The 25,128-nt window shown below is 44.0% G+C and carries 28 protein-coding genes; 17 read left to right on the top strand and 11 right to left on the bottom strand.

The window, feature by feature from the left end:
• Positions 1-33: 33 nt before the first annotated feature.
• The 4 genes from GDZ68_RS01880 to GDZ68_RS01865 form a co-directional block, all read right to left on the bottom strand.
• Positions 34-1,224, bottom strand: a complete 1,191-nt coding sequence (locus GDZ68_RS01880; protein ID WP_153720574.1) for an MFS transporter — start codon at positions 1,222-1,224, stop codon at positions 34-36.
• 295 nt (positions 1,225-1,519) lie between these two features.
• Entirely contained in the window at positions 1,520-1,975 is a 456-nt protein-coding gene (locus GDZ68_RS01875) for a TlpA family protein disulfide reductase (RefSeq protein WP_153720573.1), read from the bottom strand.
• Positions 1,976-2,056: 81 nt separating this feature from the next.
• The gene (locus GDZ68_RS01870) at positions 2,057-2,599 is read right to left on the bottom strand and encodes a peroxiredoxin (RefSeq protein WP_153720572.1); all 543 of its coding nucleotides are present in this window, start codon (positions 2,597-2,599) and stop codon (positions 2,057-2,059) included.
• Positions 2,600-2,773: 174 nt separating this feature from the next.
• On the bottom strand, positions 2,774-3,076 hold the full coding sequence (locus tag GDZ68_RS01865) for a hypothetical protein (RefSeq protein WP_153720571.1): 303 nt from the start codon (positions 3,074-3,076) through the stop codon (positions 2,774-2,776).
• A 201-nt stretch (positions 3,077-3,277) separates the two neighbouring features.
• Between GDZ68_RS01865 and GDZ68_RS01860 the strand changes: the two genes are divergently transcribed.
• The 5 genes from GDZ68_RS01860 to GDZ68_RS01840 are packed head-to-tail and all read left to right on the top strand — an operon-like array spanning position 3,278 to position 7,734.
• On the top strand, positions 3,278-4,384 hold the full coding sequence (locus GDZ68_RS01860; protein WP_194841016.1) for an ABC transporter ATP-binding protein: 1,107 nt from the start codon (positions 3,278-3,280) through the stop codon (positions 4,382-4,384).
• Positions 4,374-5,198 (top strand): ABC transporter permease, encoded by an 825-nt coding sequence (locus GDZ68_RS01855; protein ID WP_153720570.1) that lies wholly within the window; start codon positions 4,374-4,376, stop codon positions 5,196-5,198. Before GDZ68_RS01860 ends, GDZ68_RS01855 begins: the two co-directional genes overlap by 11 nt.
• On the top strand, positions 5,182-5,976 hold the full coding sequence (locus GDZ68_RS01850) for an ABC transporter permease (RefSeq protein ID WP_153720569.1): 795 nt from the start codon (positions 5,182-5,184) through the stop codon (positions 5,974-5,976). The genes GDZ68_RS01855 and GDZ68_RS01850 overlap by 17 nt, the downstream gene beginning before the upstream one ends.
• Positions 5,973-7,046: an ABC transporter substrate-binding protein gene (locus GDZ68_RS01845; RefSeq protein WP_153720568.1), complete on the top strand. Its 1,074-nt coding sequence runs from the start codon at positions 5,973-5,975 to the stop codon at positions 7,044-7,046. Before GDZ68_RS01850 ends, GDZ68_RS01845 begins: the two co-directional genes overlap by 4 nt.
• A gap of 28 nt (positions 7,047-7,074) precedes the next feature.
• Positions 7,075-7,734: a potassium channel family protein gene (locus GDZ68_RS01840; RefSeq protein ID WP_153720567.1), complete on the top strand. Its 660-nt coding sequence runs from the start codon at positions 7,075-7,077 to the stop codon at positions 7,732-7,734.
• Positions 7,735-8,427: 693 nt separating this feature from the next.
• On the opposite strand, the gene rnjA is transcribed toward GDZ68_RS01840, so the two are convergent.
• From rnjA to def, 3 genes are all read right to left on the bottom strand, one after another.
• Positions 8,428-10,095, bottom strand: coding sequence for a ribonuclease J1 (gene rnjA / locus GDZ68_RS01835; RefSeq protein WP_153720566.1), 1,668 nt, complete (start codon positions 10,093-10,095; stop codon positions 8,428-8,430).
• Positions 10,096-10,098: 3 nt separating this feature from the next.
• Complete coding sequence (locus GDZ68_RS01830) at positions 10,099-10,308, bottom strand: DNA-dependent RNA polymerase subunit epsilon (RefSeq protein ID WP_153720565.1); 210 nt, start codon at positions 10,306-10,308, stop codon at positions 10,099-10,101.
• 241 nt (positions 10,309-10,549) lie between these two features.
• The gene (def, locus tag GDZ68_RS01825; RefSeq protein ID WP_153720564.1) at positions 10,550-11,107 is read right to left on the bottom strand and encodes a peptide deformylase; all 558 of its coding nucleotides are present in this window, start codon (positions 11,105-11,107) and stop codon (positions 10,550-10,552) included.
• 109 nt (positions 11,108-11,216) lie between these two features.
• On the opposite strand from def, the gene GDZ68_RS01820 reads away from it, so the two are divergent.
• From GDZ68_RS01820 to GDZ68_RS01790, 7 genes are all read left to right on the top strand, one after another.
• On the top strand, positions 11,217-11,852 hold the full coding sequence (locus tag GDZ68_RS01820) for a YkyA family protein (RefSeq protein ID WP_194841015.1): 636 nt from the start codon (positions 11,217-11,219) through the stop codon (positions 11,850-11,852).
• A gap of 275 nt (positions 11,853-12,127) precedes the next feature.
• A complete protein-coding gene (gene pdhA, locus GDZ68_RS01815; RefSeq protein WP_153720562.1) occupies positions 12,128-13,243 on the top strand; it encodes a pyruvate dehydrogenase (acetyl-transferring) E1 component subunit alpha in 1,116 nt (371 codons plus the stop codon).
• Between the two features lie 3 nt (positions 13,244-13,246).
• A complete protein-coding gene (locus GDZ68_RS01810; protein ID WP_153720561.1) occupies positions 13,247-14,224 on the top strand; it encodes an alpha-ketoacid dehydrogenase subunit beta in 978 nt (325 codons plus the stop codon).
• Positions 14,225-14,296: 72 nt separating this feature from the next.
• Positions 14,297-15,673, top strand: coding sequence for a dihydrolipoamide acetyltransferase family protein (locus GDZ68_RS01805; protein ID WP_153720560.1), 1,377 nt, complete (start codon positions 14,297-14,299; stop codon positions 15,671-15,673).
• Between the two features lie 5 nt (positions 15,674-15,678).
• The gene (lpdA, locus tag GDZ68_RS01800; protein ID WP_153720559.1) at positions 15,679-17,091 is read left to right on the top strand and encodes a dihydrolipoyl dehydrogenase; all 1,413 of its coding nucleotides are present in this window, start codon (positions 15,679-15,681) and stop codon (positions 17,089-17,091) included.
• A 71-nt stretch (positions 17,092-17,162) separates the two neighbouring features.
• Entirely contained in the window at positions 17,163-18,125 is a 963-nt protein-coding gene (locus GDZ68_RS01795) for an NAD(P)H-dependent flavin oxidoreductase (RefSeq protein WP_153720558.1), read from the top strand.
• A 12-nt stretch (positions 18,126-18,137) separates the two neighbouring features.
• A complete protein-coding gene (locus tag GDZ68_RS01790; protein WP_153720557.1) occupies positions 18,138-18,410 on the top strand; it encodes a UPF0223 family protein in 273 nt (90 codons plus the stop codon).
• A gap of 37 nt (positions 18,411-18,447) precedes the next feature.
• Here GDZ68_RS01790 and GDZ68_RS01785 read toward each other — a convergent pair whose 3' ends face one another.
• Positions 18,448-19,095, bottom strand: a complete 648-nt coding sequence (locus tag GDZ68_RS01785; protein ID WP_228550968.1) for a YktB family protein — start codon at positions 19,093-19,095, stop codon at positions 18,448-18,450.
• A 159-nt stretch (positions 19,096-19,254) separates the two neighbouring features.
• On the opposite strand from GDZ68_RS01785, the gene GDZ68_RS01780 reads away from it, so the two are divergent.
• Both GDZ68_RS01780 and GDZ68_RS01775 read left to right on the top strand, forming a co-directional pair.
• Positions 19,255-19,455 carry a hypothetical protein gene (locus GDZ68_RS01780; RefSeq protein ID WP_153720555.1) on the top strand — a complete coding sequence of 67 codons (201 nt, stop codon included), beginning with the start codon at positions 19,255-19,257 and terminating at the stop codon, positions 19,453-19,455.
• Between the two features lie 156 nt (positions 19,456-19,611).
• On the top strand, positions 19,612-20,403 hold the full coding sequence (locus tag GDZ68_RS01775; RefSeq protein ID WP_153720554.1) for an inositol monophosphatase family protein: 792 nt from the start codon (positions 19,612-19,614) through the stop codon (positions 20,401-20,403).
• An 83-nt stretch (positions 20,404-20,486) separates the two neighbouring features.
• Here the strand turns inward: GDZ68_RS01775 and GDZ68_RS01770 are convergent, their stop codons facing one another.
• Positions 20,487-20,672 (bottom strand): YlaF family protein, encoded by a 186-nt coding sequence (locus GDZ68_RS01770; protein WP_153720553.1) that lies wholly within the window; start codon positions 20,670-20,672, stop codon positions 20,487-20,489.
• A gap of 99 nt (positions 20,673-20,771) precedes the next feature.
• On the opposite strand from GDZ68_RS01770, the gene typA reads away from it, so the two are divergent.
• The gene (gene typA, locus GDZ68_RS01765) at positions 20,772-22,613 is read left to right on the top strand and encodes a translational GTPase TypA (RefSeq protein ID WP_153720552.1); all 1,842 of its coding nucleotides are present in this window, start codon (positions 20,772-20,774) and stop codon (positions 22,611-22,613) included.
• A gap of 24 nt (positions 22,614-22,637) precedes the next feature.
• On the top strand, positions 22,638-22,973 hold the full coding sequence (locus GDZ68_RS01760) for a YlaH-like family protein (RefSeq protein ID WP_376776819.1): 336 nt from the start codon (positions 22,638-22,640) through the stop codon (positions 22,971-22,973).
• A 958-nt stretch (positions 22,974-23,931) separates the two neighbouring features.
• On the opposite strand, the gene GDZ68_RS01755 is transcribed toward GDZ68_RS01760, so the two are convergent.
• The gene (locus GDZ68_RS01755; protein ID WP_153720550.1) at positions 23,932-24,135 is read right to left on the bottom strand and encodes a YlaI family protein; all 204 of its coding nucleotides are present in this window, start codon (positions 24,133-24,135) and stop codon (positions 23,932-23,934) included.
• A 13-nt stretch (positions 24,136-24,148) separates the two neighbouring features.
• Entirely contained in the window at positions 24,149-24,649 is a 501-nt protein-coding gene (locus tag GDZ68_RS01750) for a peptidyl-prolyl cis-trans isomerase (RefSeq protein ID WP_153720549.1), read from the bottom strand.
• Between the two features lie 177 nt (positions 24,650-24,826).
• On the opposite strand from GDZ68_RS01750, the gene GDZ68_RS01745 reads away from it, so the two are divergent.
• Positions 24,827-25,108, top strand: a complete 282-nt coding sequence (locus GDZ68_RS01745) for a YlaN family protein (RefSeq protein WP_153720548.1) — start codon at positions 24,827-24,829, stop codon at positions 25,106-25,108.
• Positions 25,109-25,128: the final 20 nt, after the last annotated feature.

Below are 25,128 nucleotides of genomic sequence, written 5' to 3'. Positions count from 1 at the left end.
AAGGCTTTCCCGCTGAATAGGGGAAAGCTTTTTTTATGTAGTACGGGCGGATTCAAGCAATGTTTTCTTCTGCTTTGCCCATGTTGAAGCTAATATAAAGCATAGCAGTAAAATAGTCGTCCCGACAATATACGGCGACCGTATATCCATGTCGAAAATATAGCCCGCCGTCGCCGGTCCGATCATATTGCCCAGACTCATATAGGCGTTCATCATACCTGCAGCATAGCCTTGTTCCTTACCGGCCAGCTTCGATACGAGCGTATTGACCGCAGGGCGCAGCAGCGAAGTGGCAGTAGAGAATACTGTCGCAACGAATAGAATTGTAAAGAATGTATTGACGAATAAAATGCACAGCATAGCAGCGGCTGCGACCACGAGATTGATCAAAATAATTCGCATCTCGCCGAAGCGCCTGAACAGCCGGTCGATAACGAATGTCTGGATGATAACCCCCACAAATCCGCCCACTGTAATAATTACGGCAATTTGTGATGGTGTGTAACCGTACTTATGGTCCACATATAGTGAAATGGTCGACTGGAAGTTAGCCAATCCGAATGAAAAGACAAACATGACAATCAGCATAACAAAATAGGGAGTTTTTGTTGACCGTCGCATCTGCTGGAATAAGTTTTCATTTGTCGGTGTCCCTTGCAGTACGGGTTTTGGATTAGGCAGGAACAGTAAAGAAACAATGGCTGCGAAAATCGATGCGCCTGTAGCTGCATAGAAGGGAAATGATAGGCTGATATTTGACAGAAAGCCTCCGATTCCAGGCCCAATCATGAAACCTAAGGACATGGAAGCCCCGAGAAGACCCATTCCGCGTCCGCGCTTTTCGAGTGATGTAATATCGGCAACAAATGCCATGGTAGGTGGAATGATAAAGGCGGCGCCGAATCCCGAAAAGAAGCGGGAGACGTACAGCATCCAGAGCTCTGTTGATAAACTGAAGGCTAATTGAGAAAGTCCGTAAATAACTAAACCGATAACAATAATCTTTTTCCTGCCGATCTGATCGGAAAGATTACCTGAAATAGGCGACATAATGAACTGGGCGAATGAAAAGATCGCGATCAGCAATCCAAGAGCCTGTCCCGCTACGCCGAAGGTTCCTAAGTATTCCGGCATGATAGGAATGATGAGGCCGACGCCTGCCATTGCGATGAACATGTTGAACATTAAAATATAAAGGGCGAGATTATTTGAGTTTTGTGGCATATGTGTGCTCGCTTTCTGGAAACTTTTTCTCTATCGTATCATATAAAAAAAGCTAATACACTTGCTTAGACTTAAGCTGTTAATAAAGTGTTTCGATAGAATATTGGCTCTTCGCCTATAGGCTTATCGCGTAAGGCGAACCCCCAGCGCCGAAGCGGGTCTAAACTGCAGCATGATTTTCGCAATACATACATGACAAGTTGTCAAGAACTGATTTCAGGGCAGACCCAGAATATTTAATCTAAATCCAGCTAAATAAAAAACGGCCCCTTCTTAAGAAGGAGCCGTTGAGAAATTAATCTTCTTTTTTCATTTCGTCCAGTACACGATTGACGCGTTTTTCCAGCATCTTCATGCCGCTGCCGCCTGCTTGGAAGTGGCGAAGCTGGCCGTCTTTATCGAATACGTAGTACGCAGGGACATACTGATTTTCGAATGCATCGTTCAGTTTTAGTTCGCTGTCTACGAAGATTGGCTGAGTGATGTCGTGTTCAGCAGCAACTTCCTTGATTTGCTCAAGATCCACATCATCTTCTGAACGCGGCATATGTACAGCAACTACGTTCAATTCTTCTTTATATTTGTCTCTGAAGCTGTTGACGTCTGGCATTGCTTCTTTACAAAGATGGCAGCTGACAGACCAGAAATGAATCAGTGTCGGTTTTTCACCAACCAATTCAGATTTAGAAGTTTCGCCGTTTAACCATGCGGTTGCACCATCAAGTTCAGGCATTGGTGTACGTAATTTCATCAAGAGTTCCTCCTAGCAAACTATAGTAGTTGTCAAAAAATCCCCACGATTGATGTAATACGTGGGGACGCTTGTACAAAATTAAAGTGTTTTTTCACCCGGGCGCCAGTTTGCAGGGCATAGGCCGCCGGTTTGCAATGCTTGAAGAACACGAAGAGTCTCGTCCACGTCACGCCCGATATTATTATGGAAAACTGTCTGATACTGAAGTTCTCCTTCAGGGTTAATGATGTAAAGGCCGCGCAATGCGATACCTTCTTCTTCGATTAATACGCCATAATCACGTGATACTGTGTGGTTCGTATCTGCTGCTAATGGGTATTTAAGTTGTTCAAGACCATTTTCCTTGCGATCTGTATTGATCCAAGCAAGGTGAGTATGGATTGTATCAGTGGAAACACCGATTACTTCTGCATCTAAGTCTTCAAACTCGTCATAGCGGTCAGACATCGCAGTGATTTCTGTCGGACATACGAATGTGAAGTCCATTGGATAGAAGAAAAGTACAGTCCATTTGTCATTTTTAATGTTGTCTTGCAAACTTACTTTACCAAAAGATTTGTCAGCCAATACTGCTTCCATTGTGAAATCTGGAGCTTGTTTACCTACCATACGTTCAGCCATAATATAAATCCCTCCAATTATCTTTTGTGCAGAATCATATCTGAGCTGCACAATTCTTATATAGAATATCAAATAATGAATCCAAATACAATTAGAATGACTTGAAGATAATAATTATTATTAAAAACAAGATAAAGTCTTATATGTAAAGGATTTGGGTAAACTATTTATAGTTTACTCAAAATCTTGTTGGCAGTCAGAAGGCTTTAAAGGACGTGTTTGACACGTTTCGCAACTCGGATCACAAATCATCTCTCGCCACTCATCACAATCTTTACAATAACGTGCATCGAACTCATCGCTGTAATGAAGTGTCTCCATGCATTCAATACAATGAGAAGCCATTTCTTTCCATGTACGGATCTTATTATTATTCATCAGAAAAATTCCTTCAAGCTGATTTTCTCTTGTAGATGATTCTGATTTTCGATTCCGCTTGGCATCAGAGTCCAAATAAAAAAACAAGTGGTCTTCCAACTGAATCCCTCCTTAATAGATGGTTTCATTTTACTATGACATACGCGAAAAAACAATTTTCATGACCATTTTCCTGCATCTAAATTTCGGCTATAAAACAAGACTATATTTGCTTTAGCTGATAGTTTGTGTATAATGATTAGGTTTACAAGACTTCATATTGAAGTACTCGACTACATGTCACTGCAGGGAGGAATCATATTGACCAATCAACCGATTATTCGCTTTGAAAACGTTACAAAACGATACAACGAATCAACGACTGTTCTCGACCGCGTTTCATTTGAAATGGAGCGGGGGAAGTTCTATACATTGCTCGGGCCTTCAGGATGCGGAAAAACAACTATTTTGCGCTTGATTGCAGGTTTCACTGAAGCAACAGACGGAAACATCTTCTTTAATGGAAAGAAAATTAATTCCGTGCCGGCAAATGAACGGCAAGTCAATACCGTATTCCAGGATTATGCACTGTTTCCTCATCTAAACGTTTATGAAAATGTCGCATTCGGTCTTCGCATAAAAAAAGTGAAAAAGAATGACATCGACCGCAGAGTGAAAGAGGCGCTTAAATTCGTTAACCTGGATGGCTATGAAAACCGCGAAATCACGGAAATGTCTGGCGGCCAGCGTCAGCGGGTGGCGATTGCGCGTGCAATTATTAATGACCCTGAAGTCATTCTGCTGGATGAACCGCTGTCTGCGCTTGATCTGAAGCTTCGTTCCGCGATGCAGTATGAATTGCGTGAACTGCAGCAGCGCCTGGGAAAAACTTTCGTGTTTGTCACGCATGACCAGGAAGAAGCTCTTGCCATGTCAGATGAAATTTTTGTGATGAATAACGGTGAAATTCAGCAATCCGGAACACCTATTGATATTTACGACGAACCGATCAACCGATTTGTTGCTGATTTCATTGGGGAATCAAATATTGTCAAGGGCAAGATTGTAGAAGATTATCTGGTGGAGTTTACAGGCAAGCAATTTCAATGTGTGGACGGCGGATTTTACCCGAATGAAAAAGTGGATATCGTGATTCGTCCGGAAGATTTGGAAATGACGACAGTCGAGCAGGGGAAGCTGAGTGTCACCGTGGATACGCAATTATTCAGAGGGGTCCATTACGAGCTGTCCACCTACGATGCGGACGGCAATGAGTGGCTTGTCCATTCCACGAAGCCTGCGGATGTCGGCACGATGATCGGCCTGGATTTTGCGCCGGTTGATATACACGTCATGCGTTTAAATGAGTCGGAAGAAGATTTTGATGCGCGTCTTGAATCGTTTGGAGTGGCGGAAGATGAAGAATAATCCGCTGCGCTTTATATATGCCGTGCCGTATGCTGTGTGGATGCTGCTGTTTGTGCTCGCGCCGATAGCGGTTATTGTCTATTATTCTTTCTTTGATCTATCAGGAAATCTGACGCTCGGCAATTACCGCAACTTTTTCACGTCCGTCTATTTTAAGCTGACGATGAGTTCGTTCTGGTATGCATTTTTGATTACCTTTTTCTCGTTGCTCATTTCGTATCCAACCGCTTATTTCTTAACGAAAACTAAACACAAGCAGCTGTGGCTTTTGCTGATCATTATTCCTTCGTGGATTAATCTATTGCTGAAGACGTATGCTTTCATCGGCTTGATGGGACTGTACGGACCGATTAATGCTTTCTTGGAAACAATCGGGATCGGCAGCCAGCAAATACTCTTTACCGATTTTAGTTTTGTTTTTGTCTCTGTCTACATATTTATTCCGTTTATGATTTTGCCGATATTCAATTCGTTGGATAAAATAAATCCTGCGCTGCTGGATGCTTCAAAGGATTTGGGAGCGAATGCGTGGGTAACATTTAAGCGGGTGATTTGGCCGATGACGATTGACGGAGTAAAATCGGGCGTGCAGGTCGTATTCATACCGGCGCTCTCTTTGTTCATGATTACACGGCTGATCGCCGGGAATAAAGTAATTACACTCGGGACTGCGATTGAACAGCAGTTTCTGGTCACGCAGAACTGGGGAATGGGTTCAACGATCGCTGTATTCTTAATTATTTTCATGTTCTTAATCATGGTGCTGACATCCGGGAAAGAGAAAGGGGGCAATGCAAATGGGAAAGTTAAGTAATCTGCCGAAAATCTATCTGGCGGTTGTTTTCCTGATTTTGTATACGCCGATTTTCTATCTGATATATTACTCTTTCAATTCGGGCGGCGGCATGTCAAATTTTGAATCCTTTACGCTGGAACACTATCAGGCAGTATTTCAAGATACCCGCTTGTTGATCATTGTTATGAATACGGTTATTATCGCTTTACTGTCGGCATTGCTGTCTACAACGATTGGAGTGATCGGTGCACTTGCGATCTATTTCATGCGTAATAAATCCATGAGGCAGACGATCCTGTCACTCAATAATATTTTGATTGTCAGTCCTGATGTTATTATAGGGGCATCCTTCCTAATTTTATTCACCTTAATTGGCGTGAAACTCGGTTTTGCATCTGTACTGATTTCGCATATTGCGTTCAGTATTCCGATTGTAGTGATCATGGTGCTGCCGAAACTGCAGGAAATGAGTACAACATTGGTGGATGCCGCGCTCGATCTCGGAGCGTCGCGAAAAGACGTGCTGACCCGCGTTGTGCTTCCTTATATTAAGCCGGGGATTTTTGCGGGTTTCTTTTTAGCATTAACCTATTCATTGGATGATTTCGCGGTAACTTTCTTCGTGACGGGCAATGGTTTTTCTACACTGTCCGTAGAAATATACTCGATGGCACGTACAGGCATTACGCTGACGATTAATGCGCTGTCCGGCTTGATTTTCGTTATTACGATGGTCCTGGTGCTTGGTTATTATATGATCGGCAGCCGGAAAGTAGATCAGGGGGTGAAGCGATGAAAGGCCTTGTCAGCGGTGCTGCAGCAATCCTGCTCGTTTCTTTTGCCTTGCTGTTTACGAACTACCAGCTGGAACATAAAGCGGGGGGCGCCGGAAAAGATACGATTACGGTTTATAATTGGGGCGAGTATATCGATCCTGATCTTTTGAAGCAATTTGAAGAGCGGGAAGGCATCAAAGTCATTTATGAAACCTTTGATTCGAATGAAGGCATGATGGGAAAGATCGAACAGGGCGGAACCTCCTATGATCTATCGGTCCCTTCAGAGTATGCCGTTCAAATGATGGAGGACAGGGAATTGCTGATCCCTTTGGATTTCAGTAAGATTCCGAATATCAAAAATATCGATCCGTACTTTATGAACTTACCGTTTGATACGGACAATACGTATTCGATTCCTTACTTTTGGGGGACACTGGGCATTGCTTATAATCCGTCACTATTAGAAGGGCAGACGTTTGAAAGCTGGGAAAGCTTATGGGACGCCTCACTTCGCCAAAAGCTCATCTTAGTCGACAGTGCGAGAGAAGTTATAGGCGTCGCATTAAATTCCTACGGTTATTCACTGAATTCCACAAGTCTGCAACAGTTAAAAGAGGCAACGGATAAACTGGAAACGATGGGACCGAATGTGAAAGCGGTAATTGGAGATGAAGTGACGCAGTTGATGATCAATAATGAAGCATCTGTCGCACTCACTTGGTCAGGTCAGGCAGCAGATATGATCTCGGAAAATGAAGACATCGATTATATTGTGCCGGAAGAAGGATCTAATCTTTGGTTTGATAATATTGTCATACCGAAAACGGCAAAAAATATTGAAGGTGCTTATAAATTTATTAATTTCATGCTGGAGCCCGAAGTAGCTGCCCAGAATGCAGAGTATGTAGGTTATTCCACCCCTAATAAGGAAGCTCTTGCTTTTATGGATGAAGAAACGGTTACGGATGAACGTTTTTATCCGAATGAAGAGGCGAGGGAAAATCTCGAAGTTTATGAGAATTTAGGATTAGAGACGCTTGGCGTGTATAATGAGTTATTCCTGAAATTTAAAATGGGTTTGCGATAGCACAGATTTTGATGTGAGGAGCAATGTGATGAAAAAAGAATTCGTAGTGATCGGTCTCGGGCGGTTTGGCGGAAGCATCGTTAGAGAACTGATTGAACTGGAAGCAGATGTCATGGCAATTGATATTTCACAGGAACGTGTGGAGGAATATGCGAATATCGCTACACAGGCGGTCGCAGTAGATACAACAGATGAGGCGGCTTTACGGTCTTTAGGTATCCGGAATTTTGAGCATGTGGTCATTGCGATTGGTGAGAATATCCAGTCAAGTATTCTGACGACTCTTATCTTGAAGGAGATAGGTGTGCAGCGGATTACTGTAAAGGCACAAAATGATTATCATGAAAAAGTGCTGCGGAAAATCGGAGCAGACCAAGTTGTCCATCCTGAACGGGATATGGGGAAGCGGATTGCGAATAATCTGGTGTCCAATAATATTCTGGATTACCTGGAGCTGTCTGACGAGTATTCTATCGTGGAGATTCAGGCGAATAATTATATTGCAGGTTCTTCTTTGATTGATTTGGATATACGTGCAAAGTATGGGGTAAATATCGTCGCGATCAAGAGAGGCACCCATATATTGGTGTCACCGCAGGCGATTGAGCAGATCGAAGTGAATGATGTTTTGATCGTTATCGGTTCTGATTTGGACATTCACCGATTTGAGCGTAAGGCATTGCATTAATTAAAATTTGCGCTTTATCATCTAGTGTAAAAGATAGGTAAGCAGGGGGGATACCGTTTCCCTGCGTTCCAGGCGGACGCGTGTCTTGCGGGCCCGCGGTGAGCCAAGCGAACAGCGGAGGGTTCGCTTTGCCGTATTTTTGCGCTCTTTGCAAAAATTAAGGCAATACAGAGTTTCTTCTACACGCTATTTTCGCTTCGCTCCCGCAAGTCGTCTCACCTGTCGGGCTGATCCTCCCAGAGTCGCCGCCTTCCACTTCGGTACACTAGCTGGTTTTTCAGGACTTTTTATGTGAATGGCAGTATGAGCAATACCGTCTGAGACTTTTGTGACAGGTGGTATTTCATGCAATGCTTATTACTCTGCAAAGGCTAAGATTCTTGTGATCAATACGTTTGCAAAGTCGAGCAACGAAAATACACCAACTTAATCTGTATTATGCGAAAAAGCAGCATGGTATACATTCTTCAACTTAAGCGAAGGCGCAACTGCGGGGTCGGCCGTTGCGATGAGACTGCTGGCGTGGTCTTCGCCAGTAGGCTTATCGCGTAAGGCAATCCCCCAGCGCCGAAGCGGGTTTACACTGCAAAAACAAACCCCATTCAAACTGCCTGCATAGTCGAGTAGCGGAACCGCACTATTTGAACACAAAAAAAGCAAGTGCAAAAATGCACTTGCTTTTTGGTGTTTTATTTACAGTTCCATAATTACTGGAAGAATCATTGGCTTGCGTTTCGTTTTCTCGTAAAGATACGGAACCAGTGTATCAATAATTTCGCTCTTCAGCTGATTAACGGAGTCGGGCTTGCTTGCCAGTTTACGCTGCAATGTCTTGGACAGCATATACTGCGCTTCGTTGATCATCGCGCCGGACTCACGCATGTAAACGAATCCGCGGGAAATTAAATCAGGGCCGGATACCAATCTGTTTTTCTTTGTATCAATAGTAGCTACGACAATGACCAATCCATCTTCCGATAGAATACGGCGGTCGCGCAGTACCACGTTGCCGATATCTCCGATTCCGCTGCCGTCGATATACACATCTCCGGAAGGTACACGGCCGGCAAGTCTTGCCGAATCATCAGTAAGAGCGAGCACATCGCCGTTCCCTATAATAAAGATATTATCAGGTTCTACATCACAATCAACGGCAAGTTCCGAGTGCATGCTCATCATCCGGTACTCGCCGTGAATCGGCATGAAGTACTTTGGCTTAATGAGACGCAGCATCAGTTTCTGCTCTTCCTGTGAACCGTGGCCTGACGTATGGATATTGTTCAGCGGTCCGTGAATTACTTCAGCGCCTGCACGGAACAGGGAATTTATTGTTTTATTCACACTGAGCGTGTTTCCTGGAATTGGAGATGAAGAAAAGATCACCGTATCTCCAGGCTGAATCTGCACTTGTCTGTGTGTGCCGTTCGCGATGCGTGACAGAGCGGCCATAGGTTCTCCCTGGCTCCCTGTGCACAGAATCATGACTTTATTGGCTGGCAGACGATTTAGTGACTGTGCATCAACGAACAGGTCTTTAGGTGCATCGATGTAGCCAAGTTCTCTTCCGATTGTGATAGCATTGTCCATACTTCGTCCGAAGATTGCAACTTTACGGTCGAAGTTCTGTGCTGCTTCAATTACTTGCTGCAGCCTGTGAATATTTGATGCAAATGTCGCAAAAATAATACGGCCGTCTACTGTTCGGAAAATATCATTCAGACTTTCGCCGACTTTTCTTTCAGACATGGTAAAATTCGGGATTTCAGCGTTTGTACTATCAGACAGAAGGCAAAGCACGCCTTCACTGCCGATTTTCGCCATCTTATGCAAGTTGGCCGGTTCTCCGACAGGTGTAAAATCAAATTTAAAGTCTCCCGTATGCACAATGTTTCCGGATGGTGTCTTCACTACGACTCCATAAGCATCGGGAATACTGTGCGTCGTTCTGAAGAAAGAGACGGATGTTTTACGGAATTTAATAAAATCATCTTCCTCTATCTCATGAAGCTTTGTTGTACGGAGCAATCCGTGCTCTTCGAGTTTATTGCGCAGCAATCCAATCGCAAGTTTCCCGCCGTATACCGGGATATTTATCTTTTTCAAAAGATAAGGAATTCCGCCGATATGGTCTTCGTGCCCGTGTGTGATAAAAAGCCCTTTGATCTTGTCGACATTGCGCTCAAGATAGGTGTAATCTGGAATGACATAGTCAATGCCCAGCAGTTCATCTTCAGGGAATTTGATTCCGGCATCAATGATGATGATTTCATCTTGGAATTGCACACAATACGTATTCTTACCGATTTCACCTAGTCCGCCCAGAGCGAAAACGGCTGTTTCATTATTTTTAATTGATTTCATAAATTAGACCTGCTCAACCTGGAAATGCGAAGAAGCTTGTTCGTACTCTAAATGCTCGCCTTCCAGCTTCTGAATAAATTCAATCATAATTTGGCGATCCTGCAGCTGATCACGCACTGCTTTCTCTGTTTCTGCTTCTACGTACAGGCTTTGTGTGTTTTCGCGGACTGGTACTTGGTGTACGTTTTCATGGTAATAAACTTTAAAGATCATAATGAACTCTCCTTTTTATCGTTCGATATAAGACATATTTTCAATAATAGCATTTAAATGCTTTAAAATAAAGAAAAGCCCACCAATTACTTGGCAGGCGTAAATATCTAAGCAATCGTCTTTTTACCGAGCAGGCCATTAAGTCGTCTAAGCAATTTGCGTTTCAGACGTTTATACATGGCGTCATCACTCCTTGACAAGACTATAGCATAATCTTGCTGTTCTGTCAAGGTTTTTTCCTTTACTCTCTCTCAAATGGGGAAGCTCCATCAATATCCTTATAAGGAGCGTTTTCATCAATATGGTCATAGAACATGATACCGTTCAAGTGATCCAGCTCGTGCTGGAATGCAATTGCAGGCAATCCTTTCAGTCGTTTTTTTATCGGGTTGCCTTCTTTATCAAACGCTTTGATGGTAATACGGGAATAGCGCGGTACATAACCTTCCACTTCACGATCTACAGACAGACAGCCTTCACCGGAAGACAGATACGTCTTTTCTACGGAATGACTGATGATCTTTGGATTGATGGCAATGAAGTTCGTCAGCGGCGGCTCTTCGTCCGGAATGTGCAGGGCGAAGACTCTCTTTGAGGCATTCACTTGCGGTGCCGCCAACCCGATGCCTGAGCGCAAGTTATATTTCTCGCAAAGCTCGTCATCCTGGCTGTTGACGATGTATTCAAGCAGATCATCGCATAATTGGCGGTCTTCTGTACTTAATGGAAAGGTCATCTCTTTTGCTTTTGCGCGCAATGCAGGGTGACCTTCACGTATAATGTCATTCATTAATATCATTTTAATTCTTCCCTTCGGATATGGTGAGTAGTATATAGTTTACACTAAGTATAAACGAAGCTGAAAAATGGGGAAAGAGAAATGTATGAGATAAATAGGAGGTTTTATGTTGAAAAAGATCATGCTGTTGCTATCTATAGCTTTACTGCTTGTCGCCTGCTCTGAAGAAACATCGGAGAAACAGCAGCTGACAGACGCGCTGGCGGCAATTAATGAAAAAGAATCGCAAAGTCTGAGCGTTGTAAAGAAGTTAAATCAACAGGAAGAGAAAGAACAAAAGATATTTACCCAGACAATGGAGCTTACGCAGGAACAATATCCTGAAGTGAAGAAGCAGGTCGCTTCATTAAAAAAATCGTCGGGGAACAGAATGGAAATGATAGAAAAGGAGGAAACGGCTCTCAGCGAAGCGAAGGATGAAACAAATGAAGTAGATGAATTGATGAAGGTGTTAAAACCAAAAGATAAGAAAACTGTGGACAAAATGCTGGGTACGCTAGAAGAACGATATATTTTGCATGAAAAATTCATAATGGATTATAAAAAACTCATCGATGCACAGACTCAGTTATACACTCAATTAGAAGATCGGGAAGTCCGTGCGAGTCAGCTACAGAGGAAAGTGAAAGAAATAAATGGATTGGCTGTTGCCATTCAGCAGTCGATTGATGAGTTTAATGAATCAACCGCTGAAGTTAATCGGCTGGGAGCGCGTGTTTTAGAAAGTTTAGAAGAGGCTAAATAAGGAAAGTAAAAGTAGGGAGAGTGTTCCCTGCTTTTTTACGGAGTTCAGAGAAGTTGATATAACAAGAAAAATAGGGAATACGGTTGTGGTGTACCAATACAGAAGTGCAGTTGTCTTAGTACAGATTGTTTTTGTGAAACTATGATAAATGACGGAAACTCTATGATTACAATGGTTGACCGCGCGCTCAGTTTTGAGTATACTAAAAAATATACCACGTTGTATTCATTTTATTAGAAAACAATATAATACAGATATAAAGGAGAGAGTCAGATATGGTAGCTAAAAAAGGAAATCAATATGATCCGGTGAAAGCGCTTCAATTGATTGAAAGCCAATTTGAAATGGTACAAATTTTAAATGAAGAAGGAAAGATTGTGGATAAGGAGTTGGATCCGAAACTTTCTGACGACGAATTAGTCGAGTTGATGAACCGCATGGTCTATACAAGAATTCTGGATCAGCGCTCTATTTCATTGAACAGACAGGGCAGATTAGGTTTCTACGCACCTACTGCAGGTCAGGAAGCTTCACAGCTGGCATCTCAATACGTGTTGGAAAAAGATGATTTCATTCTTCCGGGATACCGCGATGTGCCTCAGCTCTTGTTCCACGGCTGGCCGTTAGAAATGGCATTCCTTTGGTCAAGAGGCCATTATGAAGGAAGCATCATTCCGGACGGGTTGAATATCTTCCCTCCGCAGATCATTATCGGCGCGCAATATATTCAGGCAGCGGGTGTGGGTCTAGGATTTAAGAAAAAAGGACAAAAATCAGTTGTTATCACTTATACAGGTGACGGCGGTACATCTCAGGGTGACTTCTATGAAGGATTGAACTTTGCGGGGGCATATAAAGTACCGGCAATCTTCATTATCCAGAATAACCAGTATGCGATTTCCACTCACCGCGACGTTCAGACTGCGGCTAAAACATTAGCACAAAAAGGTGTGGCGGCAGGCATGCCGAGTGTACTTGTAGACGGAATGGATCCGCTGGCAGTATATGTAGCAACCCGCGATGCAAGAGAGCGTGCAGTCAATGGCGACGGACCAACACTTATTGAGACTATGTGTTACCGCTACGGGCCACATACGATGGCAGGGGATGATCCGACGCGCTACCGTACTTCCGATATCGACGACGAATGGGAAAAGAAAGATCCGATCGTCCGTTTCAGAACGTATCTGGAAGAAAAGGGCATCTGGTCCAAAGAGGCAGAAGAAAAAGTGATTGAACGTGCAAAAGAAGAAATCAAAGAGGCGATCAAGAAAGCTGATGCAGCGCCTAAGCAAAAAGCAACGGACTTTATGAAAATCATGTATAAAGGCGATATGCCGTTTAACTTACAGGAACAAGCAGATAATTACGCTCGGAAGGAGTCGAATTGACCAATGGCACAGATGACAATGATTCAAGCGATCACAGATGCGCTTCGAACAGAACTGAAAAACGATGAAAAAGTCTTACTCTTCGGGGAGGACGTAGGCGCTAATGGGGGTGTCTTCCGGGCAACGGAAGGACTTCATAAAGAATTCGGGGAAGACCGCGTATTTGATACGCCGCTTGCAGAGTCCGGTATTGGCGGGCTTGCAATCGGTTTAGCATTAACCGGCTTCCGTCCGATTATGGAAATCCAATTCTTTGGCTTTTTATTCGAAGTACTGGATTCTGTCAGCGGCCAGATGGCGAGAATGAGCTTCAGAACAGGCGGCCATTTCAACGCGCCAGTTACGATCCGTGCGCCATTTGGCGGCGGTGTGGCGACTCCTGAAATGCACGCGGACAGTCTCGAAGGAATTGTCGCTTCACAGCCGGGTCTGACGGTAGTCATTCCTTCAACTCCTTACGACGCAAAAGGATTGCTCATTTCGGCAATTAAAGATGATAATCCGGTAATTTTCTTGGAACATATGAAATTATACCGTTCATTCAGACAGGAAGTTCCTGAAGAAGAGTATACGATTCCTCTAGGAAAAGCTGATGTCAAGCGCGAAGGAAACGATTTGACGATTATTGCATACGGTGCGATGGTTCAGGAAAGTCTGAAAGCGGCAGAAGCATTGGAAAAAGAAGATTACTCGGTTGAAGTAATTGACTTGCGTACGATCCAGCCGTTAGACGTAGAAACTATCATCAAATCAGTAGAAAAAACGAACCGTGCGATCGTCGTGCAGGAAGCGCAGCGCCAAGCGGGAATCGCAGCGAATGTCGTGGCAGAAATTACAGAACGCGCAATCCTAAGTTTAGAAGCACCTGTTTTACGGGTAACAGCTCCAGATACAGTGTATCCATTTGCTGCCGGTGAAAGTACTTGGCTGCCAAATGCGAAAGATATTGCAGCGAAAGCTAAAGAAGTCCTAACATTTTAATTGAGTCCGGTGTTCATTTCGAATGAAGTTGATTTGAAATGAATGCCGGATATTACAGAAAGGGTGAATTACGTGACCTATGAATTTCGTTTACCAGACATTGGAGAAGGTATACATGAAGGAGAGATCGTAAAATGGTTTGTGAAACCGGGCGATACGATCCAGGAAGATGACACGCTGTTAGAGGTACAAAATGATAAAGCAGTTGTGGAAATCCCGTCCCCTGTTTCAGGGACTATCGAAGAAATCTATGTCAGCGAAGGTACGGTGGCGGTAGTCGGAGACAAGTTAGTTCGTTTCGACGCGCCGGATCATGATATCCCTGACCATGAAGACGACGAGAGTGCGGATTCATCTTCAGAAGAAGCCAGTGCAGAAAAATCACATGAACAGGTGCAAGAAACAGCTGGTGTGGAAGGGGCTAAGAAACCTGAACAGCCTGCAGATGACAAACCGTCTGCTGGGCCGAAGAAGGAAACAGCTTCAACACCTGCAGAGAGTCCAGATGAAAACCGCAGAGTGATTGCGATGCCTTCTGTGCGTAAATACGCGCGAGAGCAAGATGTCATGATTGTGCAAGTTGCAGGCAGCGGAAAAAATGGCCGTGTACTGAAAGAAGATATCGATACATTCAAGGCTGGCGGACAGCAGCAGCCGGCAACTGAAAATGTGGAAATTCAGGAAGCAGCGGAGCAGACAGGTGGAGAAACGTCAACTCCGAAACAACAACCTGTTTTTGAAGGTGAATTCCCTGAAACTCGCGAAAAGCTTTCGCCGATGCGCAAAGCGATCTCGAAAGCCATGTCGAATTCAAAACATACAGCGGCTCACGTTACATTACTCGATGAAGTCGATGTGACAGCGCTTGTTGCGCACCGCAAAGAATTCAAGGCAATTGCAGCAGAGCGCGATATTAAATTAACATACTTGCCGTATGTAGTGAAAGCGCTGGTTGCGACTTTGCGTGAATTCCCGCAATTGAATACGTCACTTGACGACGCAACAGAAGAATTGATTCAGAAACATTACTACAATATCGGGATCGCTGCAGATACTGACCGCGGCTTAATGGTGCCGGTCGTGAAAAATGCAGATCGCAAATCCGTATTCCATATTTCAAATGAAGTGAATGAATTGGCTGGAAAAGCGCGTGACGGGAAACTTCAGGCAGCAGAAATGAAGGGCGCATCCTGTACCATCACGAATATCGGTTCTGCCGGCGGACTTTGGTTCACACCGATTATTAATCACCCTGAAGTAGCCATTTTAGGTGTCGGAAGAATATCTGAAAAACCTGTAGTAAAAAATGGTGAAATTACAGCAGCACCTATGTTAGCATTATCTTTGGTATTCGATCACCGAGTAATTGATGGCGTAACGGGACAATTAGCGTTAAACTATCTTAAGGAATTACTAGGTAATCCATCACTTTTATTAATGGAGGCGTAAAGCACATGGTAGTAGGAGATTTTCCAATTGAAGTAGATACACTCGTAGTAGGTTCAGGCCCGGGAGGATATGTTGCAGCAATCCGCGCAGCGCAACTTGGACAGAAAGTAACGATTGTAGAAAAAAATACGATTGGCGGCGTTTGTTTGAACGTTGGCTGTATTCCGTCCAAAGCATTGATTTCTGTTGGGCACCGTTTCGTGGCAGCTCAAGATTCTGATGCTATGGGAATCACTGCTGAATCTGTCAAACTGGATTTTTCTAAAGCAATGAAGTTTAAAGAAAGCGTAGTTTCTAAATTGACAGGCGGCGTTTCAGGTCTGTTAAAAGGCAATAAAGTGGAAACAGTAGAAGGCGAAGCATATTTTGTTGATGCGAATACTGTACGAGTTATGACAGATAAATCTGCTCAGACATATAAATTCAATAACGTGATCATCGCAACTGGTGCACGTCCTGTTGAAATTCCATCTTTCAAATTCACTGACCGTGTAATCAATTCTACAGGCGCGCTAGCTTTAAAAGAACTTCCTAAAAAGTTAGTCGTTGTCGGCGGCGGTTATATCGGAACTGAGCTGGGTTCTGCTTATGCAAACCTTGGTTCTGAAGTGACGATTCTTGAAGGTGCTGACGATATTCTTGCAGGCTTTGAAAAGCAAATGACACAAATCGTTAAAAAAGGCCTGAAGAAAAAAGGCGTTGAAGTAGTTGTAAAAGCATCTGCTAAAGGCGTTGAAGAAACAAAAGACGGCGTCATCGTAACGTACGAAGTTAAAGGCGAAGAAGTGAAAGTGGAAGCGGACTATTGTTTAGTAACAGTCGGCCGCCGTCCGAACACAGACGAAATTGGTCTCGAAGGACTAGGCTTGAACATGTCTGACCGCGGTCTTATCGAAGTAGACAAGCAGTGCCGTACAAATGTGCCGAATGTCTATGCAATCGGTGATATTGTAGCGGGTCCTCAGCTGGCGCACAAAGCTTCTTATGAGGCGAAAGTGGCTGCTGAAGCTATTGCAGGAGAAAAGTCTGAAGTGGACTACATGGCAATTCCTGCTGTCTGCTTTACAGATCCAGAACTGGCTACTGTAGGGCTGAATGAACAACAGGCCAAAGACGAAGGCTATGAAGTAGTGAGCGGTAAATTCCCGTTCGCGGCAAATGGCCGTGCGCTTTCATTGGATGCAACAGAAGGCTTCGTGAAGTTGGTTGCACGCAAGGAAGACGGGCTGCTTCTGGGCGCACAAATCGTTGGGGAAAATGCATCTGACATGATTGCTGAAATGGGCTTAGCCATTGAAGCGGGCATGACACTTGAAGATGTCTCTATGACGATCCACGCACACCCGACATTAGGTGAGATTTCCATGGAAGCAGCTGAAGTTGCTCTTGGAAAGCCGATCCACATGATGACAAAATAAAACAGCATGATATTACAGCCCATGGGAATCATTTCTCATGGGTTGTTTTTCAATGGAAAAGGAGAGAGGTCTTGAACTGGAATACGAGAGTGACAGAGTTATTTGGAATTGACTATCCGATTGTGCAGGGAGGACTTGCCTACTTAGCATATGCCGATCTTGCTGCGGCGGTATCTGAAGCCGGCGGGCTGGGGCAGATTACGGCTATGAGTCTGCCTTCTCCAGAAGCATTAAAGCAGGAGATTCATAAAGTGCGTCAGAAGACTGTCAGGCCATTTGGTGTAAATTTCGCAATCGGCAATCATGGAAGATCATTTGAAGCGATGGTGGAAGCAGCAATGGAAGAAAATATCGAGATCATTTCTGTGACCGGCGGAAATCCTGCACCTTTATTTGATTTGCTGAAAGGAACCTCTGTGAAAAAACTGGTCCTGACAGCCTCCAGGAGACAGGCGCAAAAAGCGGAAGAGATTGGGGCGGACGCTGTCATTGCGGTTGGCCAGGAAGGCGGTGGCCATCTTGGACGCGATGACATCGGCACGATGGTGCTGATCCCGCGTATTGTGGACGCTGTAAGCATTCCGGTAATCGGGTCAGGCGGGATTGGTGACGGACGCGGCTGGATGGCGGCACAGGCGTTAGGTGCTGAGGGTATTGAGATGGGTACACGTTTCATTGCAACTAAAGAGTGCGTCGATGCTTCCCCGGCTTACATCGAAGCGCTGCTGGCCGGCACTGAGACAGATACCGCTGTGATCAAGCGGACAATCGGCGCGCCTGCACGTGCTCTTTCAAATGAGTGGACATCAAAGATTTTACAACTGGAATCTGAAGACGCGGGTTATGAAGGATTAAAAGATTATATTAGTGGAGAAGCTAACTGTAAATTTATTCATGAAGGATCTGAACAAGATGGGTTCGGCTGGGCCGGTCAAGTTACAGGAATGATAAAAGACGTCCCGGCAGTTGCGGAACTGTTTGCCCGGATGCGCAGTGAAGCTGAAGCGGTGCGGAAAAAATGGAGCGAAGGATAAGGAGGTCAATAGATGGCAGAGTATCAATATCCGCTTCGTGCGGATTGGTCGACTGATGAAGTGGTTGCGGTTATCGATTTTTTCAACCAGGTAGAGAAGGCATATGAATCTTCTGTTGATCGGGAAGATTTTATGAAACACTATCGATTATTTAAAAAAGTGGTTCCCTCAATGGCAGAGGAAAAAACGATCTGCAAAGAGTTTGAAGACAGCAGTGGATATGTTGCTTTCCGAGTGGTTAAACTTGCGAAGGAAAGCGTGTCCGGTGATCAGTTGAAAATATAAAAAACGATGACCTGGAAAATTTCCGGTCATCGTTTTTTTATTTCAATGAATAGCAATCGGAAGAATGGATCACTATATCATAAATTGGAAGCAAGCGATTGAAAGTTTCATCCGCATAGCGATAAAACTCTTCCTCTGTCATTTTGACTGCCTGTTCTTCAGGCAAATGGCGTCCTACAAGAAATTCTGCTTTTTTGACAGTCTGCAGACGCTCGAGAATTTTCTCGAGGCCTTCTTTGCCTGTGTCGCTGATTGTCTCTGCTTCCGGCTTCATATGATCTCCGGAAACAATAAAATCTTCGGGCAGGGAAAGAAGTTCATCCAAATTCTTTTCCAGTCGTTCGGCAATTCCTTTTTTATCAGGATTTTCATAAATAATTGCCAGAACGATGAATAAATGAGTGCCCCATAAGCCAATCTGAAAGTGAGGCAGCGCTTTATATCCTCTCTTGGCAGGAGCGAAAGCGACCCAGCTATCTTTAGGCGGATTTACTGTCCGTCTGGCATGTTTAGCGACGTGCGGGAAAAATTCTCCCTTCCCATGCGCAGAAAGGTGGTGTGAAAAATGATTTCCCAAATCTCTGAACTTCGGCTGAATCTTTTCCTGCAGCGCCTCCATCCGATATTCCAGACCTTGAATCGAAAAAACATCAAAATCACTTGCGTTCCAATACGTTCTAGTCAATAAAATTCTCCTCCAGTTTGTAATGTCTACGTTTATCTTATCAATAAACGGGGAATAATTTAAAATAACAAGGCTTCTAACCACTTAAAGTCGGAATTTTCACATACCTTATTATAAGCCGGTTAGTTCAGCTAAAACTAATTAAAGGGGTGCTTACTCATGAAACAAGTCGTTCATTTTATTCGTAAAGAAGATGTGGAAAGAGAATATCTCCGGACGCTGCATTTGGAACTTGATTACGAATTAGCTACTCTGTATGATGCATTGCAGGAAGAAGACACGAAACAAGTCGAGAAAAGTAAAGAGCGTTTGGCGGAGATTCATAATGAGCTGGAGACTTTAGATGTTTTCACAGCGTGAGAGTCCATCATTAGTAAGAGGCATCCCTCATTTACTTCAGAATTGAAGAAAATGTGACGGGATGCCTTTTTACTTAATCAGGTGTAACCGTTTTCTCTTTTGTTCCTTCTGCTCTATGTTATACTAGCACTAGTCGGAATGGGAAGAGGTGGCAAGATGAATCTTAATGCAATCGATCGCTATGCAAAATCGTTGATAAAAGAAGCTGGCCACAAAATACGTGTGTCCTTTTTTAATACAATAGATATCGATTCAAAGTCTGATGCTAACGATTTAGTAACGAATATTGATAAAGAAGTGGAACGTTTCTTCATTGAACGGGTAAAGGAAGACTTTCCTGATCACAAAATTGTATCAGAAGAAGGATTTGGAGATCGAATTTCTTCATTGGATGGAACGGTATGGTTTTTGGACCCGATTGACGGAACCATGAACTTTATCCATCAAAAAAGGAATTTTGCGATTTCATTGGGGATTTATGTAGACGGCGTGGGGATGCTGGGTTACATATATGATGTGATGGCGGACGATTTATACCACGCAGCAAAAAACGAAGGTGCCTACTTTAACGACGAACGGCTTCCACAGCTGGAAGTTACACCTCTCGAAGAAGCGGTGATCGGTATCAATGCGAGCTGGGTAGCGCCGAATGCAAAAGTGGATAATGATAAGATTATTCAATTGGTCACTCGCTGCAGGGGGACACGTTCATACGGTTCAGCGGCAATTGAGCTGGCTTACGTTTCATCTGGAAGAATTGATGCATATATTTCCATGCGCTTGGCGCCGTGGGATATAGCGGGGGGCATCGTCATTGCGCAGGAAGTCGGGGCGCTGGCTACAAACTTGCAGGGTGAAGCACCGCATTTACTTGGAACGGACTCGTTTATTGTGACCCGTCCTAACTTGCATAATGAAATATTGACAAATTATATCCGACTAAAATAAAAAAGGGGCTGTTTGTTAAACCGATACGGTTTAATTTGCAGTCCCTTTACCTATATTTCGGCAACCTTGTATATAATAGGAGCTTATAGAGTTCCTTCACGGCGCATGCGGGCTTTTGTTTTAAAACCATTACCCATAATTAAGACGAGGGCTACGATGGCAAGAACGACAAGTAAAATGCTGCGCATGCCTATTCCAACGCCGATTGCAGACATAGACAAAACGGCCGCAAGTGAATAGATTACGAAAATCCACTTAATGTTTTTCAAAAAAATCCCTCCAAATAAAATTAAATATTATTGAATTGTACTATCTTGTGCTATAATAACACAGTTGAACATCTGAAAAAAGATAAACGGAGTGAAAAAATGACAAACGAGCGTACAGATCTTAGAAATATAGCAATTATCGCCCACGTAGACCACGGTAAAACTACTTTAGTTGACCAGCTGTTAAAACAATCAGGTATTTTCCGATCAAATGAGCACGTGGAAGAGCGAGCAATGGATTCCAATGAGTTGGAACGTGAGCGCGGAATAACGATTCTAGCTAAGAACACAGCTATTGAATATAAACATACAAAAATCAATATCTTGGATACACCAGGACACGCAGATTTCGGCGGAGAAGTAGAACGAATTTTGCGCATGGTAGACGGTGTTATCCTGGTTGTCGATTCATTTGAAGGATGTATGCCTCAGACTCGTTTCGTGCTGAAGAAAGCACTTGAAACGAATTTGAAGCCAATCGTCGTTGTGAATAAAATCGACCGCGACTTCGCACGTCCGGAAGAAGTAGTAGATGAAGTGTTAGAATTATTCATCGAGCTGGATGCAAACGATGAGCAATTGGAATTCCCTGTTGTATATGCATCAGGATTTAACGGAACAGCAAGTCTGTCTCCAGACCCTGAAACACAGGAAGACACGCTTCGTGTGCTGTATGATTCCATTTTAGAAAATATTCCAGCACCGATCGATAACCGCGATGAGCCATTACAGTTCCAAGTATCACTTTTGGATTATAATGACTATGTCGGCCGTATCGGAATTGGACGTATTTTCCGCGGAACGATGAAGGTCGGAGAACAGGTTGCAGTTTTAAAACGTGACGGTTCTGTGAAAAACCTTCGTGTAACAAAATTATATGGCTTCATGGGTCTTAAACGAGTGGAAGTTGAAGAAGCATATGCAGGCGACCTGGTTGCTGTTTCCGGAATGGGAAACATCGATGTAGGGGAGACTGTATGTCCTACTGATCATCAGGAAGCACTTCCTGAACTTCATATCGATGAGCCGACACTGCAAATGCGTTTCTTGGTCAACAACAGTCCTTTTGCGGGCCGTGAAGGTAAATGGGTTACAGCACGCAAGATTCAGGAACGTTTAGACCAGCAGTTAGAGACAGATGTTTCTTTACGTGTAGATCAAACAGATTCACCTGATGAATGGATTGTTTCGGGACGCGGAGAGCTTCATTTATCAATCTTAATTGAAAACATGCGCCGTGAAGGATACGAGCTTCAAGTATCTAAACCGCAAGTAATCATCCGTGAAATCGACGGTGTTCGTTCAGAGCCTTTCGAACGTGTACAAATTGACGTTCCGGAAGAACACACTGGTTCGATCATCGAGTCAATCGGTGAGCGTAAAGGTGAAATGATCGATATGATCAATAACGGAAATGGACAAGTGCGTCTAATTTTCTTAGTTCCTGCACGCGGATTGATTGGGTATACAACAGAATTCCTGACGCTGACTCGCGGCTATGGTATTTTGAATCATACATTTGATTGCTATAAACCGATAACAACTGGTAAAATTGGCGGACGACGTCATGGAGTTCTTGTTTCCATGGAAAACGGAACAGTTACAGGATACGGCGTAATGCAGCTGGAAGACCGAGGTACCATGTTTGTTGAAACGGGTGCTGAGATCTACGCAGGCATGGTAGTCGGAGAAAGTAACCGTGACAGCGATTTGACGATCAACTTGACAAAAATCAAGCATGCGACAAACGTTCGTTCCGCGACGAAAGATCAGACGGTCACAACCAAGAAACCTCGTATTATGTCGCTTGAAGAGGCACTCCAGTATATTGGAGATGACGAGTATTGTGAAGTTACACCGCAAACGATCCGTTTACGCAAGAAGGTTCTTGACAAAAACGAACGTGACCGTGCAAATAAAAGAAAAAAACTTGGGGAATAATATAGATAGAAGGGAATGTATGGAATGAGAGTAGAGGATTCAGAGATGGTCTACAATCGGATGTCCGGAATTGCGCGTATGGTTTATGAACTGGCGCCTAATTTCGACGTAGCCGGCTATATTCTGTTGGCCCTCATTTTCATCATGTCTGCTATTGTGTACAAGCTTGGTTTTGCAAAAAAGATCAGCTTTTGGCAGAACGCGGTTATATATACGTTTTTATTTATTGGCTGCCTAGTGCTGACGTTCTTAGCTTTTTTCCTTCCGATCGTGGAAGGCTTGATCGTCGCCGCTGCCATTCTGATTATTTACCGCGTACGCCGAATGAACGAATACAAGAAAGACTCCGCTGTGCAATAACAGCGGAGTTTTTTTGTGCTTCCGTTTCTCGACTTTGCGGGCAGTTTGAATAAAGTGTGTGTTGTGTTTGCAGTTTAAATACGCTGCGGCACTGGGGGATTGCCTTACGCTATGAGCCTGGTGGCGGAGAGCGCGGCTATCTGCCAAAGAAGCTTGGCGGATGATCATAGTATCCGCTCAAGCGCTCATAGTCCAGCCTCAACCGCTCATACACACCTGCCGTGTGATCATTCGGCTCGGCCGCGTGATCATAAAGCATCCCGTTGTGATCATTGAACCGGCTTCCGCGCTCATAGCCGCCCTGCAGTTGCGCCTGAACTGGTATGTGGAATGCAGGGCATGGGCAGCTTTTCGGTATGTTGTGGATTTAGTTGGTATGGTGTGGTTTCGTTTCTCGACTTTGCAAGCAGTTTGATTGAGGTGTGTGTTTGCAGTTTAAACCCGCTTCGGCGCTGGGGGATTGCCTTACGCTATGAGCCTACTGGCGAAGAGCATGCCAGCAGTCTCATAGCAACGGCCGACCCCGCAGTTGCGCCTACGCTGGCGTGGGGAATGTATGATATGCTGCTTTTTTGCAGGGTACAAGTTTAATTGGTCTGTTTTCGTTTCTTGACTTTGCAACCGCATGAATCACATTGATCTGCACCCTTGGTTAATCTGAAGTATTGCATGAACACCATATCAAATATAAAAGTCATAGACAGCATGCTCATACTGCTAACCACATAAAAAGTCCTGAAATACTAGCCAGTGTACCGAAGTGGAAGACGGCGACTCCGGGAGGATCAGCCCGACAGGTGAGACGACTTGGGGGAGCGAAGCGACCAAGTCGGCTCACCGCGGGCCCTCCGGAACGCGTCCGTCTGTAACGCAGGGAAACGGTATCTCAACTACAACCCATTATTATTTTTTAATTAAAAACTCCGCTGCACAAAACCTGCACAGCGGAGTTTACCTATTAAAAATCCTTTTCAGTTAAATGGGAACTCCGGTAGAAGATGAAGTTGCCTGTTGCTAACCGCGCCTCTGTCTTTTCACTGATGCGCTCCCGGCAGGAAGGGCACATATACGTATGGATCGGCTTGTTTCTCAGCTTTTTAGCAAGAGGATCGCCATCTTCTAACTGATTGATTTGGTCGCACAGGACGCACTTGACACGCATGCGGTCATCTCCTTCAATCCACTTGGATCGCTTGCACATTACGGATCGGTGACTCTCTGTTCGACCCGTCTCTGAACAGTACATGGACAGGCCCGTCTTCGCGTAAAGGCTTGCCTTCATGACTGAATTTGAAAAGAATGTCAGCTGATTCCGACAGTGGATACGTGTATTTTTCATTGTCTTTAGTAATAATTGTAAATGTTTTAGCACCGGCATTCGGCTCCGCGTTATTAATAAACGGCTCCAGAACAATTGCGAAGCTGCCGGTCAGCATCTTATCCTTCTCATAACGTTTTTCACTCTTTAACGTTGGAGGGTAAGTGGCCCCTTCCATAATTTCTCGCGACCAGTGCTTGCCCATTTTTTCTTTATACTCTTCCATTTCATCGCGTTCCACGAAATCTTCCGTAAAGAAAACGTCCAGATCTATACGGCGGTCGTCAAAAATCCAAACCGTCGGATCCAAAGTAATCGAATGTTTTACATTTCCTGTGATAGGTACGATAAATTCCAAAATACTTCCCCCTAAATCATAATCAACTATTTTCAGTATACCTTTTCATTGTGAAAGTGAAAAGGATTTCATACGGATTCATACTTTTCCTCGGGTTATACTTGCAATTTTTAATTGCAAAAGATACAATTTAGACATCAACACCTTGCGGGAATAATGAATAATGGGGGCGTCTCCATGGATATAGAAGTTCAAGATACTTACAAAGAAAAAGCAATGAAGCAACTTCATGCGGATGCAGATAAAATTGCAAAGTTAATCAAGGTACAGATGGATAATTTAACGATGCCGCAGTGTCCGTTATATGAAGAAGTGCTTGACACACAAATGTACGGCTTGTCCCGTGAGATTGATTTTGCTGTGAAGCTGGGTCTGGTTGAACAGGAAAAAGGCCGTGAAATCATTTCGATGCTAGAGAAAGAGTTAAATATCTTGCACGAACTGTATACAAAAAAATAAATGAAAGACTCAAACTTCTA

The organism is Sporosarcina cascadiensis (assembly GCF_009650995.1).
GTDB lineage: Bacteria > Bacillota > Bacilli > Bacillales_A > Planococcaceae > Sporosarcina > Sporosarcina cascadiensis.
This window is presented reverse-complemented; position numbering and strand designations above follow the sequence as displayed.

Excerpts from the sequence above, each read along its gene's own strand:
- rnjA (WP_153720566.1), bottom strand. The coding sequence starts at position 10,095 with ATGAAATCAATTAAAAATAATGAAACAGCCGTTTTCGCTCTGGGCGGA.
- GDZ68_RS01780 (WP_153720555.1), top strand. The coding sequence starts at position 19,255 with ATGAAACAAGTCGTTCATTTTATTCGTAAAGAAGATGTGGAAAGAGAA.
- GDZ68_RS01875 (WP_153720573.1), bottom strand. The coding sequence starts at position 1,975 with ATGAAATTACGTACACCAATGCCTGAACTTGATGGTGCAACCGCATGG.
- GDZ68_RS01790 (WP_153720557.1), top strand. The coding sequence starts at position 18,138 with ATGGCAGAGTATCAATATCCGCTTCGTGCGGATTGGTCGACTGATGAA.
- GDZ68_RS01745 (WP_153720548.1), top strand. The coding sequence starts at position 24,827 with ATGGATATAGAAGTTCAAGATACTTACAAAGAAAAAGCAATGAAGCAA.
- GDZ68_RS01760 (WP_376776819.1), top strand. The coding sequence starts at position 22,638 with ATGAGAGTAGAGGATTCAGAGATGGTCTACAATCGGATGTCCGGAATT.
- pdhA (WP_153720562.1), top strand. The coding sequence starts at position 12,128 with ATGGTAGCTAAAAAAGGAAATCAATATGATCCGGTGAAAGCGCTTCAA.
- GDZ68_RS01755 (WP_153720550.1), bottom strand. The coding sequence starts at position 24,135 with ATGCGTGTCAAGTGCGTCCTGTGCGACCAAATCAATCAGTTAGAAGAT.
- def (WP_153720564.1), bottom strand. The coding sequence starts at position 11,107 with ATGATATTAATGAATGACATTATACGTGAAGGTCACCCTGCATTGCGC.
- GDZ68_RS01880 (WP_153720574.1), bottom strand. The coding sequence starts at position 1,224 with ATGCCACAAAACTCAAATAATCTCGCCCTTTATATTTTAATGTTCAAC.
- GDZ68_RS01870 (WP_153720572.1), bottom strand. The coding sequence starts at position 2,599 with ATGGCTGAACGTATGGTAGGTAAACAAGCTCCAGATTTCACAATGGAA.
- typA (WP_153720552.1), top strand. The coding sequence starts at position 20,772 with ATGACAAACGAGCGTACAGATCTTAGAAATATAGCAATTATCGCCCAC.
- GDZ68_RS01830 (WP_153720565.1), bottom strand. The coding sequence starts at position 10,308 with ATGATCTTTAAAGTTTATTACCATGAAAACGTACACCAAGTACCAGTC.
- GDZ68_RS01845 (WP_153720568.1), top strand. The coding sequence starts at position 5,973 with ATGAAAGGCCTTGTCAGCGGTGCTGCAGCAATCCTGCTCGTTTCTTTT.
- lpdA (WP_153720559.1), top strand. The coding sequence starts at position 15,679 with ATGGTAGTAGGAGATTTTCCAATTGAAGTAGATACACTCGTAGTAGGT.
- GDZ68_RS01810 (WP_153720561.1), top strand. The coding sequence starts at position 13,247 with ATGGCACAGATGACAATGATTCAAGCGATCACAGATGCGCTTCGAACA.
- GDZ68_RS01775 (WP_153720554.1), top strand. The coding sequence starts at position 19,612 with ATGAATCTTAATGCAATCGATCGCTATGCAAAATCGTTGATAAAAGAA.
- GDZ68_RS01855 (WP_153720570.1), top strand. The coding sequence starts at position 4,374 with ATGAAGAATAATCCGCTGCGCTTTATATATGCCGTGCCGTATGCTGTG.
- GDZ68_RS01840 (WP_153720567.1), top strand. The coding sequence starts at position 7,075 with ATGAAAAAAGAATTCGTAGTGATCGGTCTCGGGCGGTTTGGCGGAAGC.
- GDZ68_RS01850 (WP_153720569.1), top strand. The coding sequence starts at position 5,182 with ATGGGAAAGTTAAGTAATCTGCCGAAAATCTATCTGGCGGTTGTTTTC.